Source organism: Paenibacillus sp. LjRoot153 (genome assembly GCF_964253085.1).
Lineage (GTDB): Bacteria > Bacillota > Bacilli > Paenibacillales > NBRC-103111 > Paenibacillus_E.
In genome coordinates this window covers 3,816,732-3,836,063 of record NZ_CAXUQH020000001.1, presented here as the reverse complement: position 1 = coordinate 3,836,063, position 19,332 = coordinate 3,816,732, and the positions used below count along the sequence as shown (strand labels likewise).

The 19,332-nt window shown below is 43.1% G+C and carries 18 protein-coding genes; all 18 read right to left on the bottom strand.

Annotated features, from left to right (window positions below; genetic code table 11):
• Positions 1-15: 15 nt before the first annotated feature.
• The 18 genes from ACSQ8P_RS16275 to rnpM all read right to left on the bottom strand — a co-directional run bounded on the left by ACSQ8P_RS16275 (position 16) and on the right by rnpM (position 19,324).
• A complete protein-coding gene (locus tag ACSQ8P_RS16275; RefSeq protein ID WP_310500268.1) occupies positions 16-1,692 on the bottom strand; it encodes a ribonuclease J in 1,677 nt (558 codons plus the stop codon).
• A gap of 171 nt (positions 1,693-1,863) precedes the next feature.
• A complete protein-coding gene (dapA, locus tag ACSQ8P_RS16270; RefSeq protein WP_436236103.1) occupies positions 1,864-2,727 on the bottom strand; it encodes a 4-hydroxy-tetrahydrodipicolinate synthase in 864 nt (287 codons plus the stop codon).
• 26 nt (positions 2,728-2,753) lie between these two features.
• The gene (gene dapG / locus ACSQ8P_RS16265) at positions 2,754-3,971 is read right to left on the bottom strand and encodes an aspartate kinase (protein ID WP_436236102.1); all 1,218 of its coding nucleotides are present in this window, start codon (positions 3,969-3,971) and stop codon (positions 2,754-2,756) included.
• Between the two features lie 42 nt (positions 3,972-4,013).
• On the bottom strand, positions 4,014-5,051 hold the full coding sequence (locus ACSQ8P_RS16260) for an aspartate-semialdehyde dehydrogenase (RefSeq protein WP_436236101.1): 1,038 nt from the start codon (positions 5,049-5,051) through the stop codon (positions 4,014-4,016).
• A 36-nt stretch (positions 5,052-5,087) separates the two neighbouring features.
• A complete protein-coding gene (locus tag ACSQ8P_RS16255) occupies positions 5,088-5,681 on the bottom strand; it encodes a dipicolinate synthase subunit B (RefSeq protein ID WP_056625070.1) in 594 nt (197 codons plus the stop codon).
• Entirely contained in the window at positions 5,678-6,577 is a 900-nt protein-coding gene (gene dpsA / locus ACSQ8P_RS16250) for a dipicolinate synthase subunit DpsA (RefSeq protein WP_436236100.1), read from the bottom strand. The genes ACSQ8P_RS16255 and dpsA overlap by 4 nt, the downstream gene beginning before the upstream one ends.
• Positions 6,578-6,724: 147 nt before the next feature.
• Positions 6,725-7,153, bottom strand: coding sequence for a dUTP diphosphatase (gene dut / locus ACSQ8P_RS16245; RefSeq protein ID WP_436239536.1), 429 nt, complete (start codon positions 7,151-7,153; stop codon positions 6,725-6,727).
• Between the two features lie 13 nt (positions 7,154-7,166).
• Positions 7,167-8,423, bottom strand: a complete 1,257-nt coding sequence (locus ACSQ8P_RS16240) for a M16 family metallopeptidase (RefSeq protein WP_436236099.1) — start codon at positions 8,421-8,423, stop codon at positions 7,167-7,169.
• A gap of 108 nt (positions 8,424-8,531) precedes the next feature.
• A complete protein-coding gene (locus tag ACSQ8P_RS16235) occupies positions 8,532-9,509 on the bottom strand; it encodes a polysaccharide deacetylase family protein (protein WP_436236098.1) in 978 nt (325 codons plus the stop codon).
• A 199-nt stretch (positions 9,510-9,708) separates the two neighbouring features.
• Positions 9,709-11,811: a polyribonucleotide nucleotidyltransferase gene (locus ACSQ8P_RS16230; protein WP_436236097.1), complete on the bottom strand. Its 2,103-nt coding sequence runs from the start codon at positions 11,809-11,811 to the stop codon at positions 9,709-9,711.
• Positions 11,812-12,078: 267 nt separating this feature from the next.
• On the bottom strand, positions 12,079-12,348 hold the full coding sequence (gene rpsO / locus ACSQ8P_RS16225) for a 30S ribosomal protein S15 (protein ID WP_028558319.1): 270 nt from the start codon (positions 12,346-12,348) through the stop codon (positions 12,079-12,081).
• 155 nt (positions 12,349-12,503) lie between these two features.
• On the bottom strand, positions 12,504-13,451 hold the full coding sequence (locus ACSQ8P_RS16220) for a bifunctional riboflavin kinase/FAD synthetase (RefSeq protein ID WP_436236096.1): 948 nt from the start codon (positions 13,449-13,451) through the stop codon (positions 12,504-12,506).
• Between the two features lie 47 nt (positions 13,452-13,498).
• Positions 13,499-14,413, bottom strand: a complete 915-nt coding sequence (gene truB / locus ACSQ8P_RS16215) for a tRNA pseudouridine(55) synthase TruB (RefSeq protein ID WP_436236095.1) — start codon at positions 14,411-14,413, stop codon at positions 13,499-13,501.
• Positions 14,410-15,411: a DHH family phosphoesterase gene (locus ACSQ8P_RS16210; RefSeq protein WP_436236094.1), complete on the bottom strand. Its 1,002-nt coding sequence runs from the start codon at positions 15,409-15,411 to the stop codon at positions 14,410-14,412. The genes truB and ACSQ8P_RS16210 overlap by 4 nt, the downstream gene beginning before the upstream one ends.
• Positions 15,408-15,767 carry a 30S ribosome-binding factor RbfA gene (gene rbfA / locus ACSQ8P_RS16205; protein ID WP_056625044.1) on the bottom strand — a complete coding sequence of 120 codons (360 nt, stop codon included), beginning with the start codon at positions 15,765-15,767 and terminating at the stop codon, positions 15,408-15,410. Before rbfA ends, ACSQ8P_RS16210 begins: the two co-directional genes overlap by 4 nt.
• 6 nt (positions 15,768-15,773) lie before the next feature.
• On the bottom strand, positions 15,774-18,698 hold the full coding sequence (gene infB, locus ACSQ8P_RS16200; protein WP_436236093.1) for a translation initiation factor IF-2: 2,925 nt from the start codon (positions 18,696-18,698) through the stop codon (positions 15,774-15,776).
• Complete coding sequence (locus ACSQ8P_RS16195; RefSeq protein ID WP_239696555.1) at positions 18,688-19,017, bottom strand: L7Ae/L30e/S12e/Gadd45 family ribosomal protein; 330 nt, start codon at positions 19,015-19,017, stop codon at positions 18,688-18,690. The genes infB and ACSQ8P_RS16195 overlap by 11 nt, the downstream gene beginning before the upstream one ends.
• Positions 19,007-19,324, bottom strand: a complete 318-nt coding sequence (rnpM, locus tag ACSQ8P_RS16190; RefSeq protein WP_056625035.1) for an RNase P modulator RnpM — start codon at positions 19,322-19,324, stop codon at positions 19,007-19,009. The genes ACSQ8P_RS16195 and rnpM overlap by 11 nt, the downstream gene beginning before the upstream one ends.
• Between the last annotated feature and the right edge of the window lie 8 nt (positions 19,325-19,332).

The window sequence follows — 19,332 nt, the reverse complement described above, 5'->3', positions numbered from 1 at the left end:
GACTTGTTCGAGTACCTAAACTTCCATAATGATTGGAAGAATCATTGGTCTTCTTCTGGTTTGTTCATATAAAAAGCGTCCGAGAACATCTTTCACATTAGTTTTTAAAGATGCCCATTCATTTACATTTTCATTCATAAGTTTAGTTAACGTATTGGTTACGATTCGATTGGCTTCTTCAAGAAGTCCTTCGGATTCACGAACATAAACAAATCCGCGTGAAATAATATCTGGACCGGACAAAATTTTGCCATCTTGTTTACTTAGAGTAACCACGACAACAAGAATTCCATCTTGCGACAGTAATTTACGGTCACGCAATACGATATTGCCTACATCCCCTACGCCTAGTCCATCAATTAGGATGTTGCCGCTTTGAACTTTCGAACCTTTGCGTGCAGCCCCATTTTGAATTTCTACCGTATCACCAATATCACACATGAAAATGTCTTCTTTAGGAATGCCGACAGATTCGGCAAGGATAGCATGTTGACGCAGCATGCGATATTCGCCATGAATTGGAATAAAGTATTTAGGCTTCATCAGGTTCAGCATAAGCTTTAATTCTTCCTGACTACCGTGACCTGAAACGTGAACACCAGTTACTGATCCTGGTCCGTAAATCACGTGGGCACCGATGCGCATAAGCTCATCAACCGTTCTGCCAACGTAACGCTCATTTCCTGGAATCGGAGTTGCCGCAATAATAACCGTATCCCCTGGTAAAATATCAATTTTACGATGGGTTGAACGTGCCATTCTTGTTAGAGCAGACATCGGTTCACCTTGGCTACCCGTGGAAAGGATAACTACACGATCAGCTGCAAGCTTATTAACTTCCTCTGGCTCAATTAACATGCCATCTGGAATATGCAGATAACCCAATTCGCTAGCAATCGAAACCACGTTTACCATACTGCGACCAATTACTGTCACTTTGCGATTCGTTGCTGCAGCTGCATCAAACACCTGTTGAACACGGTGAATATTGGATGCAAATGTCGCAATGACAACTCTTTGCTTCGCTTTACGAAACACTTCTTCAATCTCAATCCCTACACCGCGCTCAGAGCCTGTGTAGCCAGGACGTTCTGCATTCGTACTGTCTGAAAGCAAGGCAAGAACGCCTTTCTTTCCGATCTCAGCCATACGATGCAAATCTGCATATTGTTCATTAACTGGAGTCTGATCAAACTTAAAGTCTCCTGTATGAACAACAACACCTTCTGGCGTATCAAGTGCGACACCCACAGAATCCGGAATACTATGATTGGTTTTAAAGAAAGTTGCCGTAAGAACGCCTAGGGGAAGAACAGATTCCGAATTGATTAGAATTCGGTTCGTCGTTCCGAGCAAGTTCGCTTCCTTCAGCTTAGCTTCAATAAGCCCCATCGTTAACTTCGTAGCATAGAGGGGAACGTTAAGATGTTTCAGCACGTAAGGTAAGCCACCAATGTGATCTTCATGGCCGTGAGTGATGATGATGCCGCGTACTTTATCCCGATTTTCTGTTAAGTACCCGATATCTGGGATGACAATGTCAATTCCGAGCATGTCCTCCTCAGGAAATTTCAAACCACTGTCAATGACAATAATATCGTTCGCATACTGAACGCAATACATATTTTTTCCGATTTCGCCCACGCCGCCAAGAGCGAAGATCAAAAGTTTATCAATATTTTTTTTGGACAAGAATATACCTCCTTCATAGATTGGACGACGAATTTTAAATGAAAAAACCGAACTAGTCACTTGCAACCATTATACATGAAAAAAAACAGCAAATACAAGTTAATACTGAATACGTTTAGATTTCCCAAAAAAAGAAAACCGATGCCGGAAGCACCGATTCATTAGGCATGATCATACAAAAAGTGATTGAATGAATTGTCCTTCTTGCTCGGATACACGAACTAACGGAAGTCGAACGCCGCCTGTTTCAATGCCCTTAAGTGCCAAAGCATGCTTAATTGGTGCAGGGCTCGGTGCACAAAAGATACCAGTGAATACAGGATGAAGCTTACGATGAAGCTCAGCAGCTTGCTGAATGTTGCCTTCTAAATAATACTTTATCATAGTTTGCATTTCTTTTCCAATCACATGACTCGCGACACTGATAATCCCTTCACATCCAATAGCTAAAGAAGGCAAAGTATTACTATCATCTCCACTATATACGAGGAAATTAGGGGTAGCATGTGTAAGTATACGTGTCATTTGATCCGTATTCGAGCAATCTTTGGTCGCCACGATATTCGGTATTTGGGATAGACGAATCGTTGTATCCGCATCCAGGTTCACACCAGCTCTGCCAGGCACATTGTAAAGCACAACCGGCGTATTAACAGCCTCTGCTATGGCTTTGAAATGTTGATACAACCCCTCCTGTGAAGGACGGTTGTAATAAGGCGCAACGAGAAGTAAAGCATCCACGCCCAGCTGCTCTACTTTACGCGAAAAAGCGATTGTATGAACAGTGTCGTTGCTTCCAGTACCTGCAATAATTTTACAACGCCCAGCTGCTACACGAACGGAAAGTTCAATTAGTCGCAACTTTTCATCTTCTGATAACGTTGGCGACTCCCCTGTCGTCCCACAAATCACAAGGCTATCCGATTGTTGTTCTTCAATTAAATAATTAATTAATGGCTCTACTTGTTCCCAGTTGACCTGCAACTGATCATCAAATGGAGTAACCATTGCCGTGACTACTCTTCCAAAACTCACGTGGTACGCCTCCTGACTTTCTTGATTTATTTAAATAAATTGAATTTTCGATGAAGTGCACGAACTGACTTGATCATGTCCACACCTTGAACAAGCACCCAGATGGTTGTGTTCGAATCAGCAGATTGCAGAATTCGGATATCTTCCACGGTTAAGGCTTCAACAATATGCGCCATTATTCCAGGTACACCATTCATTCCGCCACCAATCACGGACACCTTTGCACAGCCACTCGTGTACTTGGGTTCGTAACCCTGCGCCTTTAGTAATTGAACTGCACGTTCAGCTTCATTATCAAAGACAGTATATACAACGCCTGAAGGGTTCACATTGATAAAATCAACACTAATCTGATGCTGGGCCATCGTTTTGAATACACGAAGCTGAAGATCAAATTCGCCATCAACGGCAGCGACCTGGATCTGTGTTATATTCGTGAAATGTGCAATCCCCGTAACAAAGCGATCTTTAACGTGATTAATGTCTGTTGACAAGTTGTCAGAAGCAGTGACCAGCGTTCCTTCTTCCTTAGTAAAGGTTGATCTCACACGAATCGGGATATTCGCTTGCATAGCAACTTCAACAGCTCGCGGATGAATGACTTTAGCACCATTGTGTGCCATATTACAAATCTCACTAAAACTCACACGTTGTAACGGTTTAGCATCTTCAACGATTCTTGGATCCGCTGTCAAAATACCATTGACATCTGTGAAGATATCCACAATTTCTGCCTTAAGTGCGGCGCCAAGTGCTGTTGCTGATGTGTCACTGCCACCGCGGCCTAATGTAGTTAACTCATCATTACTTGTTTTCCCTTGAAACCCTGTGACAATGACAACCTGATCTTGCTCTAACAATTCAATAATCCGATTAGGCTTCATCGCGATGATCTGAGCATTACCATGATTCTCGTTCGTGATCAGACCTGCTTGCCCACCGGTCAAAACCGTGGATCGAATTCCTGTTTTGTTCAATAAACTACACAAAAGTACTGCAGATATTAATTCTCCGCAGCCCATCAACATATCGAGTTCCCGTGCTGGTAGCCCCTCCCCATTCTTCCGAACGAGGTCTAGGAGCGTGTCAGTCGCATAGGGTTCCCCTTTTCTTCCCATCGCTGATACGACAACAACTAATTTATAATGTTGGATTAGTGCATCTTGAATATGTCCAATAACGTGTTCTCTAGCCTGTGCGGTGGAAAGCGAAGTACCTCCGAATTTCTGGACAAGAATTCGCATGAGTTTCCCCCATTTTCACTGCTCAAATAGGCAGTATGCTGATTATTGCTCTATAGCAATATATTCAGCAATTTGTACCGCATTCCAAGCAGCACCTTTTAACAAATTATCTGAAACAATCCACATGTTAAGCGCTTTAGAATTACTCAAATCACGGCGTACACGCCCTACGAATGTTTCGAGCTTACCTGCAGCATCTGTAGCAAGCGGGTACTGTTGTTCTGCCGGATTGTCAACGAGTACAATTCCAGGGGCATTTGCGAGTAGTGTTTTTACATCTTCAATATCAAAATCTTCTTTCAATTCTACATACACAGATTCAGAATGCCCGTAAACAACTGGAATACGCACGCATGTAGCTGTGACTTCAATGGACTCATCGCCCATAATTTTCTTCGTTTCAAGAATCATTTTCATTTCTTCATTCGTAAATCCATTATCTAAGAATTTATCGATTTGCGGAATAGCATTGAAAGCAATTTGATGCTTTACTGGCAAGGAGCCAACTGGTAAAATATCAGGATTTGCCTCATTACCTGCTAGTACTTCTTTAGACTGTCTAAGCATTTCATTAATTGCTTTCGCACCCGCACCGGAAACGGCTTGGTACGTGGAAACGATAATACGTGAAATCCCATAACGATCATATAGCGGTTTAAGCGCTGCAACCATTTGGATCGTAGAACAATTCGGGTTCGCTATAATCCCTTTATGTTCATTGATTTTCTCAACATTTACTTCAGGAACAACAAGTGGTGTGTCTGGGTCCATTCGGTACGCACTTGTGTTGTCAATACAAATCGCACCCACTTCAACTGCATGCGGAGCCAGTGCTTTCGTGACATCGCCTCCTGCACTAAAGAGCGCAAGATCAACGCCTTGAAAGCTTTCAGGAGTTGCTTCTTGCACAACTACTTCTTGACCTTTAAAAGCAATCTTTACACCCGCAGAACGAGCTGAAGAGAGTAATTTCAATTCCTTGATGGGGAAATTCCGTGCTTCTAGTAGACGGATGATTTGCTCGCCGACGGCGCCTGTAGCGCCTACAACTGCAACATTAAAAAGCTTCTGGTTGGACATATGCTGGTCTCTCCCCCTCAAGTTGACATTTATCAGTTAGTATTGAAATCTCTCAATAATCATGGGCTGCAATTGTTTGCCTTCCAGCGCAGCTTCACAAGCTTCCATAATCAAGTCCATCCGGGCCACCAACGAATTTGGTTTGGCTCCTGGTGCATCTTGACCATAAGGTACAAAGTAAATATTTTTCGTAATCAAAAGTTTCGCAATATTCATTGCATTTAGACCCAAACCATCATTCGTTGAAATCGCTAATACCAGCGGTCTCAAGTTTCTCATTTGTGCTTTAGCTGCCATAAGAACGGGACTCTCTGTCATCGCATTTGCTAGTTTACTAGTTGTATTACCCGTACAAGGAGCAATCACCATCACATCCAATAACTTGGATGGACCTAGCGGTTCTGCATCTACAATGGTAGAAATAATCTCATTACCCGTAATATCCTTCAGCATTTGCTGCCAATCAGCAGACTTACCAAAGCGAGTGTCGGTCGTCATAATTGTATTCGATACAATCGGAATAACACGAGCCCCCGCATCTACAAATCTCTTAATTTGAGGCATGACCTCTTCAAGTGTACAGTGAGAACCGGTTAATGCATAACCGACTGTTTTCCCTTGCCAATTCATTCCACATCGCTCCTGTCTTTGAAGTCTTCCTCGATCAGCTGACTTAAGGTGTTAGCCATAATACGACCAGCTGTTTTGGGGGCGACGATTCCAGGTAAACCGGGCGCTAGCATCGCTTTAATGCCTCTCTTCTCGGCAAATCGAAAATCCGTTCCGCCGGGTCTTGAAGCTAAATCGATAATAAGCGCGCGATGTGGGATATTGGTAATAACTTGCGCTGTGACTATCATAGTCGGAATTGTGTTAAAAAGCAAGTCAATATTCCCCACTTCCGGGTACAGATCCTTCGTATAAAAAGGCTGAAAACCCATCTCCCACGCCCTTGCATAATGCTCCGGCTTCCTGACGCCAACCTTGACGGTTGCCCCTAATCCTTGCAAAGTTTTGGCCATTGTGAACCCTGTTCGACCAAAACCCAAAACCATACAAACGGATCCATGAATTGTAATATCGGTGTTCTGGATGGCCATCATAAGCGCACCCTCTGCAGTTGGAATCGAGTTATAAATGGCAATATCATCACGATCTAATAACTCCACAAGCTCAATATCATGTGCTAAAACGAGCTTCTTCAAATAGCTCTTCGCCATACCTGTATATACCTTGGCATGTTTCGGCAATGAAGATATATGCTCATCTGTCAAAATCATCTCTTCACTTGAGAAAATAGATTCCACTTGTCCTGTCTCATCCGTACCTACGACTGGCAATATGAGTGCATCCACATGTTGAAACAATTCCGGATTTAACTTCACATTCGTAACACCGTGAAATTGCCTCCCGAGATTGTCAAATCCGAGTAATATAACGGTAGCGTCTAACTCAGTAAATTTCTGAATTACTTCAAGTTGCCGGGCGTCTCCCCCCATAATAGCAACCGAAATCCCAGTAAGCATTCTTGCTTACACCCCTTCCTCGGTCCGTTTCGATACGTTATAGTATGCGTTCGCCTAAGGATGGGTGACTTCCGTCTTTGTATCCTCTGAAACAAGAAAGAACCCCTTCCTAAGAAGAGGTTCTTTCTGTTTATGTAACTGGCAGTATTAGCGCCCCGTATGACCGAAGCCACCTGAGCCACGTACCGTTTCTGACAACTCATTGACAACGGTCAATTGTATATGTGGTACACGCTGGAATACCATCTGAGCGATGCGTTCATTCCGTTGAATAACGAATGGCTCCTGACCATGATTAATCAACAATACTTTTACCTCACCGCGGTAATCCGCATCAATGGTTCCCGGTGAATTAAGCGTTGTAATACCGTGTTTATAAGCAAGACCGCTTCTAGGGCGAATCTGTGCTTCCAGTTCAGGCGGCATGCTAAGCGCGAAACCAGTTGGAATCAATTGACGTTCACCAGGTGCAAGTACAATTGGCTCACTAACTGCAGCATGCAAATCATAGCCGCTAGCGGCTTCAGACATTTTCTGTGGTAGGAGAATGTCATCTTGACCTTCGATTCTTTTCATTTGCACTTCAAAATCAAAGAGAGACAAGCTGATCCCTCCTGAAGCCGCTAATTACATCATCCGCATTCCCGACCATGGACAGAGCAAACGGTGTTGCAAATAAAGTTTTCGTCAGTTGACGAATATGATCCATGTTCACACTTTCAATACGTTCAATCATTTCATCCAAACTATAATGCTTACCTGTCATCAATTCATTTTTACCAAAACGGTTCATCCGACTGCTTGTGCTTTCTAAACTCAGAATAAGGCTGCCTTTCAGCTGCTCTTTCCCCTTCTTAAGTTCATTATCTGTCATTCCGTTAACGGCAATATCATGAAGCAGTTCCATCGTCACTTTCAATACTTCTTCCGTTTGCTTAGGTGCTGTTCCTGTATAAATTGTAAACATCCCGCTATCAATATGTGAAGAGTGATAGGAATATACTGAATAAGCTAATCCACGTTTCTCACGAATTTCTTGGAACAGTCTTGAGCTCATACCGCCACCAATGGCATTATTCAATAAAACCATCGGATACAAATTTTCCTCTTGCAGCGACAGTCCAGGTAGCGACAAGCAAATATGATTTTGTTCTGTTTTCTTCGCATGGAAAATCAACTCGCTAAGGAAATCTGGAGCATCATAGCTTGTTTCAACACCTGATTGTGAGAAGTCACCAAAATGCTTTTCAATTAATTCCTTTACACTATCATCAATATTTCCGGCAATACTCAGGACTGTATTCTCTGTATTGTAATTTTGTTTGAGATAAGAACGAAGATCATCAGACTTCATTTTGGACAAATTGTCTTGCGTTCCTAGAATCGTATAGCCCAAAGCATGCGTGCCATATGAAGCCTTCGCTAGCAAGTCATGAACGAGATCATCCGGTGTATCTTCATACATGGAGATTTCTTCGTAAATGACGTTCTTCTCTTTTTCCAACTCACCCTCATCAAAGGTTGAATGAAAGAACATATCTGAAAGTACATCCATCGCTAACGGTAAATGTTCATCCAGTACTTTAGCATAATAGCACGTATATTCTTTGGACGTGAAGGCATTCACATTCCCACCGATGCCATCAAAGATTTCTGCGATATCTTTCGCCGAATGACGTTCCGTACCTTTGAACAACATGTGCTCGATAAAGTGTGAAATACCATTGTTCGTTTGTGATTCATTGCGTGAGCCTGTTTTTACCCAAATCCCGAATGTTACCGATCGAAATGTGGGGATTTGTTCCATAACCACTCTAAAGCCATTATGTAAGCGATATTTGATCACCAAGGTTCCTCCTCGAAATGGTACACCTAAAAGTCCAATTCTCCTATTATACTTCCTCAGTCTAACAAAAATGTGCCTAGGACTCAAATTAGAAGCAGTAAATCATGACTATTTCATGATTTGCCCCTGTCCGGTGATCCTTTTGGAGGAAAGAAGGTCTGATACGGTACCTAATACCAGCCCTTTTTTCTTAATCAGACTAATCATTCCTGGCAACGCATCACGTGACGACACCGTTGGGTGCATCAGGATGAGTGTCCCAGGTTCAACATTGTTGGATAATCGTTCAAGAATACGACCTGCTCCTGGATTTTTCCAATCTATCGTATCAAAGGTCCACAACACCGTTTGCAGCTTAAATTCTGAGGCAACTTGAATCGTTTCTTGATTGAAATAACCTGAGGGAGGAGCAAATAATGAGTTTTTAACACCGAGTTGCTTCAGTAAATCTTCTGTTTTCGAAATCTCTTCTACCGCCTTACTCCGCGATATCATACGCATGTCTTTATGTGAATAGGCGTGGTTTGATACCTCGTGTCCTTCGCTTAGAATACGTTTGGCCATCTCTGTATTTTTCTTTAACCAAGAACCATCAAAGAAGAATGTCGCATGGACATTTTCTTTACGCAGCGTTTCTAACATGCTAGGCAAAAATTCATTACCCCATGCGACATTAATCATAAATGAAACCATTGGTTTCTTCGAATTGCCTTTATACACAGGATTGGGAGCAAGGTCGTCTAATTGAATACTTGGCTCTACTTCCTTCATCACATAATCAATTTGATTGGGTGTCAATTGATGCTCCGCTAACTTCAGAGTCTCCTCAATATCCACTTCAAGTCCATTGTAACCAGGGATAGCTTTCCATACGGAATCTACTTTTGCATTTATTGGAGCGACCTTGCGGTTCTCTGCTTCTTTGGTTATCGTTTCTAATAATGTAGATTTATTGGTAGAAGCAAATACTGGACGTGTTTCAACCCTCGTTTCAACACTCCCACGATCATCATGAACCTGATTATTTTTTACACTATGTATATAGGTTCCAACACTTGGGATCGTGTTCACACTAATTAGAACCATAGCCAAAAAACTCCCAAGTAACATCCATTTTTTGTGGAGCATACACAGGTCCCCTTTCTTCATCACCTGATTGTATGAAGGTTTGGACAAGAGTAGAACCCGTGCATGTCCTCATAGATATAAAAAGCAAAAAAGAGACAGATAGATCTGACTCTTTATCCTGAACTATGAATGAAACGCACTCACGAATTACGAATCTCTAGCTTTGTGCAGAGACCTGTGAGGTTAACGTTGCTTTGCGTGAAAGATTAACTCTTCCTTGTTGATCGATTTCAGTAACTTTGACAGTAATTTGATCGCCAACGTTAACAACATCTTCTACTTTTGCTACACGCTCTGTAGAAATTTGTGAAATGTGTACTAGACCTTCTTTACCAGGTAGAATTTCAACGAAAGCGCCGAATTTCTCTACGCGTTTCACTGTACCAAGGTAAGTTTCGCCAACGATAACTTCACGCACGATACCCTCAATAATGGAACGAGCTTTCTCGTTCATTTCTTGATTCGAAGATGCAATGAATACGCGTCCGTCTTGCTCGATGTCGATCTTCACGCCAGTTTCCTCAATAATTTTATTGATGATTTTACCGCCAGCTCCAATGACATCACGGATTTTATCCGGGTTAATGTTCATTGTGAGAATTTTAGGTGCATATTGAGAAAGATTTTTGTTCGGTATGGAAATACGTGATACCATTTTATTCAAAATGTGCAAACGACCTTCTTTGGCTTGTTGCAATGATTGTTGCAAGATGCTGCGGTCGATTCCGTCAATTTTGATATCCATTTGTAAAGCTGTGATCCCCTCGGCTGTACCAGCAACCTTGAAATCCATATCACCAAGGTGATCTTCCATTCCTTGAATATCGGACAGAATAGAGAATTGATCACCGTCTTTGATGAGACCCATTGCAATACCTGCAACTGGCGCTTTAATCGGAACACCTGCATCCATAAGCGCAAGTATACTTGCACAAATACTTGCTTGGGAAGTTGAACCGTTAGATTCCAACACTTCAGACACAAGACGAATTGTGTAAGGGAACTCAACTTCGTTCGGAATGATCGGCTCAATAGCTCGCTCACCTAATGCACCATGTCCAATCTCACGACGGCCTGGTGGACGCAATGGTCTTGCTTCCCCAACGCTGAACGGCGGGAAGTTATAATGATGCATGAAACGCTTCGTTTCTGTCAGATCTAAGCCATCCAAGATTTGAACATCACCCAATGCACCTAACGTACAAATGCTTAGTGCTTGTGTTTGTCCACGTGTGAACAAGCCAGAACCGTGTGTACGCGGCAGCAAGTTGACATCACATTCAATCGGGCGAATTTCATCAGGTTTACGTCCGTCTGGTCTCACTTTATCATGTGTGATTAGGCGACGAACTTCCTCTTTGACGATATCATAAAGCGTTTCTTTCACGTCACCTAGAAGTCCTGGAGTTTCTACATATAACGCAGTGAAATGAGCTACAGCATCAGCATTCACTACATCAATAGCTTCTTGTCTTGCGTGCTTTTCAGGAATTTTAATCGCATCAACTAATCTAGCTTGGGCAAATTCGCGAACCGCGCTATTCACTTCAGCATCAACCGCATGGAGTTTCACTTCCATTTTCGGCTTACCAACCTGCTCAACTAGTGCTTCAATCGTCGCAACGATTTTGCGAATTTCATCATGACCGAACATGATCGCTTCAAGGACAACTTCTTCTGAAACTTCTTTCGCACCTGCTTCAACCATCATAATTGCATCTTTGGTACCAGCAACTGTTAGATGAAGATCACTTTTCTCCGCTACTTCACCAGTTGGGTTAATTACGAATTGACCATCAACGCGACCAACAATTACGCCGCCTACTGGTCCGTTAAAAGGAACATCAGAAATCGCAAGTGCCGCGGACGTACCGATCATTGCTGCCATTTCTGGCGGGCATTCTTGGTCAACACTCATGACGATAGACACAATTTGAACATCATTACGGAAGCCTTCTGGGAAAAGAGGACGAATCGGACGATCCGTTAAACGGCTCGCAAGAATCGCTTTCTCACTAGGACGTCCTTCACGCTTAATAAATCCACCTGGGATTTTACCAACCGCATATAATCTTTCTTCGTAGTTCACTGTTAACGGAAAGAAATCTAAATCTTTCGGTCCGCTGGAAGCCGTTACTGTGCTAAGCACAACCGTATCGCCATAACGAACAGTTACTGCTGCATTGGCTTGTTTGGCTAGTCGGCCTGTTTCAAGAATGAACGGCTTACCGCCAAGTTCCATTTGTACCCTTGTCTCCATAAAATCCTCCTAAGGCATGGTTTAAATTTCAAAATATGTGTTTGATAAACATGTACAGAAATTGTATGATCCAGAGACCAATCCGGATCTACTCCGTATGTATACAAAATAGACAAGCTATGGAGTTATCCTCTATTTCTGCGTTATGTCTAGTATTTCCTTCTTTTCCCGTTTTAAAAATACAAGAAAAAGCAACCTTTTGCTGCTCTCTGCCAGAGCTTTATTAAGCCTAGCAAAGGAGCAACAGGTTGCTTCTCATTGTCGGTTTTATCGACGCAAACCAAGCTTTGCAATCAAAGCACTATAGCGGCTTACATCTTTGTTTTTAACATATGCTAGCAACTTACGACGTTGTCCAACCATTTTAAGCAAACCACGACGGGAGTGGTGATCTTTCTTGTGTGTACGTAGGTGGTCTGTAAGGTTAACAATGTTTTCTGTAAGGATTGCTACTTGTACCTCAGGTGAACCTGTGTCGGTATCGTGTACTTTGTGTGTTTGAATCAGTTGCGTTTTGCGCTCTTGCGTAATTGCCATAATCGTTCATCTCCTAAATTCTAATTAGTATCCCCGCTAGCCTAGAAAGCGCCGATGAAAACGTCAATCCAAGCTAAGGTTCATGCCAAATGAACACGTCCATTCGACAACGTTATTCAGTATATCACAATTGACCAGTAGAAGTAAATGTATGATTACGTCTCTAACGTCAATTTCTGTCTTGCTTCTACCGCATCAAGTTTAATTTGAGCAACTAAATCTTCTAGTGAAGTGAATTTACGTTCTGGTCTAAGAAAAGCAATAAGCTCAACCATGACGGTTTCTCCATATATTTGCTCGGAAAATTCGAATAAATGCGCTTCAAATGATGGTTTTAGTTCTCCAGTCTCAAATGTTGGTTTCACACCAATATTCATGACACCTTGATAAATTTCCCCGCGGACGGTCGCTTTTATCGCGTAAACGCCGTTCGTCGGACTGACATACGGTTCTTCCAATTGGAGATTAGCTGTAGGGAAACCAAGTGTTCTCCCTCTCTTCGCACCATCAACTACAGTACCACTTATGCTGTATGGTCGTCCTAACAACCTAGTCACCGTTTCCAATTCTCCAAGCTGCAAAGCTTCACGTATACGCGTACTGCTCACTTTTTCACCATTCATATGAAAAGGTCTCACCACTTCAACAGAGAATTTCCCGTGACTCAACTCACAGAGTGAATCCGGAGTACCTTTACCTTGAAATCCAAAGGTAAAATCAAAACCACATATGACGCTATCCACGCCAAGACGATCAAGGACTTGATCGACAAATTGTTCCGGAGATAGTCGCATGAGCGAGGCATCAAACGTTACAATGTAAGCATGATTTATACCCATGCTTTCAAAAATCTCCATCTTCTTTTTCATGGGAGTCAGGAGATCCACGTATTTATCTTGACCCATTACCGCTCTAGGATGAGGATAGAAGGTCATGATGGCAGACTTGAGTCCAAGGTTCCTTGCCGTAAGCAAGGCTCGTCCAATAACCTCACGGTGACCTAGATGTACACCATCAAAGTCACCTATGGCCACCACTTGTTTTCCTACAAACTGTGCTAACTGATCCAAATCCATCGGATATGATATTGGTATTATTTGCATAAAAGTTCGTTCACCTACCCATTTCAACCCGTCCCGCGACGTTATGATTAAAGGAATACTTTGGCCGGGACCAAGACGTGGCTAGTGCTTTTCCATTCAAACAGACCAAGAAATCGTTCATCTGGTGAATAGGCCCGAAATATGGTTTGTGATGCATCTGCATGAGCCACTCGATTCGCAGCTAGAGCTATTTTCTTACCTTGCAAGGAATGAAGTGCTTCTTGATCAGTGAGGGTAATAGATGGAATGTGTGAGATGGCAATGTCCATCGGAATCATAAGCTGTTGTAATGATCCTTCCTCTTTCAATTGAACAATTTGCTCAAAAGTTAAACATTGCTCCTTACGAATATTCCCTGTTGACGTACGTATCAAACTTACCATAACCGCCGGATATCCGAGTGCTTTCCCTAAATCTACACACAACGTTCTAATGTAGGTACCTTTGGAGCACACGGCTCGGAAACGAATTTCAGGATGCTTCTGATCCAAGTTGAGCTCGAGAATCTCGAGTTCGAAAATCGTCGCTTTCCTAGCTTTTCGTTCAACTTCCTTACCTTCTCTCGCCAATTCGTAGAGACGTTTGCCATCTACTTTAACAGCAGAGAACATGGGAGGAATTTGCTCGATGTCTCCTACGAAGGATTCAAGTACGCCACGTATTTGACTTTCTCCGAGTGATACATGTGGTACTTCTTCCAAGACAGTCCCAGTCATATCTTCGGTATCTGTAGATAACCCGATACGTAAAACAGCTTCATATTCTTTTGGCAACTCTTGAATATATTCAACCATACGTGTAGCTCGACCAATGCAAAGCGGCAGTACACCTGTCACTTGTGGATCAAGCGTACCTGTATGACCAATTCTTTTAATACTTAGAATCCTTCTAACTTTGGCGACAACATCATGTGATGTAAAGCCCGCTGGTTTCCAAACAGGCAGTATACCTTCTAGCGTCATTTCAGCTTGTCCCCTACTTCCTCAACCATTCTAGCAATTGCTTCATCTAACGTACCATGGATTGTACATCCTGACGCTCGAACATGTCCTCCGCCGCCAAGTGACTGTGCAATAGCAGCAACATCGACTAGTCCGGAGGAGCGCAAACTTACTTTAATGACACCAGATGCTTTCTCTTTAATCAGCATGCCCACTTCAACACCCTCAACATTACGAGGATAATTCACTAACCCGTCCAAATCATCGCTTGACGCACCTGTTAACTCTAAGTCTGCAAGCGACACAGCAAGCCAAGCAAGCTTTCGGTCATATGCAAAGGAAAGTGTTGATAGCGCTTTTTGGAGAAGTACAATCTGTGCATACGTCATTCGTTCAAGTACAAGTTCAGCGATTTCAGCACCCTTGACTCCTAACTCCAACATGGAGGCTCCGATTTTCATAACCTCTGAAGATGTATTCGAGTATCGGAAGCCACCTGTATCTGTTAGCAAGCCAGTATAAATACACTCACCGAAAGAAATATCAGGTTGCAGTTTCATATGTAACGCCAAATCGTACAAAATTTGAACGGTTGCCGCGGCGTCATGCTTGATTAAATGACAGGAACCAAATTGATCATTCGTTGGATGATGGTCAATATTGAGCAAATGAACCTGCTCATCAAAAAGAGTGCTGATCCTACCCATTCTGGAGAAATCAGCACAATCAACACTTATGATGGTTTGATAAAGTCGGTTCGGTGCCTGTTCACTATAATCAATCGTATGTTTACTACCTGCTAAGTAGGAGAATTTAGAGGGCATAGCGCCCTCATTGATCATTGTGAATGACTTTCCAAGCCGACTTAAAATCCAACCTGTTGCATACGTTGAACTGGCAGCATCTCCATCCGGCTGGATGTGAGATACAACCAAGAAATCATCATGCTGCTCGATAAATGCAGCTGCTGCTGCCAGCTGCTGACAGTATTCGGTGGCATGGTTCATTCTGTTATTCATACGTTTGTATTTCCTTCCTGATTGAGCTTATACAACAATTGGTCAATGTGACTACCATAGTCGATAGAAGCATCAAATTTAAACTGAAGCTCTGGAATCTTACGTAAACGAATTCGCTTGCCTAATTCAGAGCGAATATACCCTGAAGCAACAGAAAGTGCCTTAAGGGTGGCAGCTTTCTCTTCTTCAGTTCCCATTACGCTTAAATAAACACGAGCAAGGGACAAATCATTCGTCACTTCAACACCTGTAACGGTCATGAAACCAATACGAGGATCCTTCAGCTCAGCTTGAATGATCTGACTAAGCTCTTTCTTAATCTGTTCGCCAACTCGACCTACACGAACTCTAGCCATTTATTATCACCTCTCAACGGACTCCATGATAAAGGCTTCGATGATGTCGCCCTCTTTAATATCATGATAACGCTCAAGAGATATACCACATTCATAGCCTTGTGCAACTTCTTTTTGATCATCCTTGAATCGTTTCAAGGAATCAATTTTGCCTTCATGAACAACAATTCCGCTACGTACTAAGCGAGTTTGTGCATTACGAGCAATTTTACCTGAAGTTACGTAACAACCTGCAATTGTTCCTGAACCTGTAATTTTGAATACATTACGTACTTCAGCTTGACCAAGAACAACTTCCTTGAAGATTGGATCCAGCATGCCTTTCATCGCTTGCTCGATTTCTTCGATTACGTTGTAAATGATGTTATGCAGACGGATATCAACTTTCTCTTGATCAGCTGTTGCTTTCGCAGCAGGCTCAGGACGAACGTTAAATCCGATAATAATCGCATTGGATGCAGAAGCCAGAATAATATCAGATTCCGTTACTGCGCCAACCCCATTATGAAGAATCTTAACGCGTACACCTTCAACTTCAATCTTCTCAAGAGAGCTTTTCAGTGCTTCTACAGAACCTTGAACGTCACCTTTGATGATCACATTCAGCTCTTTCACTTCACCGTCTTTAATATGCTTAAAGAGGTCTTCCAGTGTAACACGTGAATTAGCTGTCATCTCGGATTGACGAAGTGCAATCGCACGACGATCCGCGATGTCTCTTGCTTTACGCTCATCTTCATAAGCCAAGAACGGATCACCAGCTTGTGGAACTTCTGTCAGACCCGTGATTTCAACCGGAGTTGAAGGACCCGCTTCTTTCAAACGTTTACCTTTATCATTTACGATCGCACGAACACGACCGAAGCATACACCGGCAACGAAGCTATCTCCAACTTTTAACGTACCGTGTTGAATTAGGATTCTAGCTACTGGACCTCTTCCTTTATCCAATTCAGCCTCAATAACAGTCGCTCTAGCACGCTTGTTCGGGTTAGCCTTGTACTCTTGTACTTCAGCTACAAGCAAAATCATTTCAAGCAAGTTTTCAAGACCAATACGTTGTTTTGCGGAAATTTCGCAGAAAATCGTATCGCCGCCCCACTCTTCTGGAACTAACTCATAAGCCGTTAGAGCTTGCTTGATTTGGTCTGGATTAGCGCCTTCTTTATCAATCTTGTTCACGGCAACAATGATTGGTACACCAGCCGCTTTAGCATGACTAATTGCTTCTACGGTTTGTGGCATTACACCGTCATCTGCTGCAACAACGATAATCGTAATATCCGTAACTTGAGCACCGCGGGCACGCATCGTAGTAAACGCTTCGTGACCAGGTGTATCCAAGAATGTGATTTTCTTATGATTAACTTCAACTTGATAAGCACCGATATGCTGTGTGATTCCGCCTGCTTCGCCTTCTGTTACACTCGTCTTACGAATGGCATCAAGCAATGTTGTTTTACCGTGATCGACGTGACCCATGATTGTAACAACAGGTGGACGTTCGAGCAAATCAGCCTCGTCATCGATTTCTTCGAAAGTTTCGAAGTTATCTTCTTCGACTTTGATTTTGATTTCAACTTCAACACCAAATTCGGTCGCAATCAATTGAATGGTTTCCAAATCTAGTTCTTGGTTGATCGTTGCCATTGTACCAAGGAATAAAAGTTTCTTAATTACTTCAGAAGCATCTTTGTGAAGTAATTTCGCTGTCTCACCAACAGTCATATTACCACGAACGATGATCTTCTTAGGTGTGTTATCCACTTTTTCTTTCTTAACCATGTCTTGTTGGTAACGACCTCTGTTGTTTCCGCGTTGGTTGCCTCTGTTGTTGCCACCAGGACCACGATTACCACCAGATCGATTATCGTCAAAACGTTTTGGTGTTGGTTTGGATTTCTTCGTTGTGATCACGCCAGCTTTTGCTGCTGCATCATCCAACTCAGCCGCTGTTGCACCAACATGAAATTGTGGTTTAGCTTCTTGAACAACCGGTCTTCCACTTTGGTTGTTGTTGCGGTTCTCGAAAGGCTTGGACTGACGATTAGGGCCAGCACTGCGATTCGGACTAGATTGTGGACGTCCGCTGTTCGCGCTTTGACCACTACTTGCGCCAGCGCCGCCAGCGCCTTGATTCGGACGTGAGCCTGCATAGTTACTATTCGTGCGAGGTGCTCCGCCTTGTCCTTGACCTTGGCTATAGCCTTGGCTAGCTGGACGCCCACTATTGTTGTATCCACCGCTGCTTCCACCTGCAGGACGTTGTCCACCAGGATTAGAACCTTGGTAACCACCCGTACGTTGCCCACCTTGGCTAGAACCTTGGCCTGCTGGACGTTGTCCACCGGGATTGGAACCTTGGTAACCTGTACGTTGTCCACCTTGGCTGGAACCTTGACCACTAGGACGTCCACCGTTTGGATTAGATCCTTGATAGCCCGTACGTTGTCCGCCTTGGCTATTATTAGGACGATTTCCTTGGTAGTTGCTGCTTTGACCACTTGGACGTGATTGTGGTGGGCGACTTGACGTATTTTGTGTAGACTGACCTTGTTGTGGAGACGTAGCTCCAGTTGATGTAGTCGGTTGACTAGTTGATTGTTGCTCAGTAGTAACTGGCTTAGCGGCCGGGGTTACTGCACCTTTATTCTCTTGTGCTGGAGCCTGCGATGCAGGATTCTGATTCGTCGTAGATGAACTCACATTTCCTCCGTCCGTAGCTGCTCGTTTGGCAGCTGCATTAGCTTTGATATCTCTAAAAAACTTTTCCACACTGCTAACTGCGTCATTCTCCATAACACTCATATGGTTGTTAACAGGTATATTTAATCGTTTGAGAATGGTAATAATTTCTTTGCTGCTCATATTGAGCTGCTTCGCGTATTCGTACACGCGTGTCTTGTCTTTATTATCTTGTTTATTGGTCAATATGTTTCACCTCCGCAGGATTTTCTTGACTCTTCTGCAGCATCTGCGCGAAGCCTCCGTCCAATACACCTATGGTGACACGCATTTCTTTCCCAATGCTGCGGCCCAATTCATACTTCGTACCGACTTCCATGAGCTTAACCCCATAAAATAGGCATTTATCTTGAAATTTCTTACGTGTATTAGCAGAAGCATCTTCCGCCATAATAACTAGCTTGGCCTCACCCGCGCGAATGGCTTTGAATACACCTTCATCACCCGTTACGAGTTTCCCGGCTCTCATCGCTAATCCTAATTGATTTAAAAATTTAGGATTCATCTTCAGATTCCTCCTCCTCTTTCGAAGAAAGGAATTCATCTTCTACACGAATGAAATCTTGTTCCAGTTGGTCATAAATGTCTGCGCCTACAGCATGCTTCAGAGCTCTATCCAGGGCTTTGCTTTTCTTTGCCAATTTAAAACAAGAAACTTTACCGCACAGGTAGGCACCGCGCCCAGACTTCTTCCCTTTAAGATCAATGAGAATGTCATCCTCAGGCGTTTTGACGACGCGGATCAATTCCCTCTTCGGCATCATTTCCTGACAGGCAACGCATTTTCTCAGAGGGATTTTTCTCTGCTTCATTCCGATCA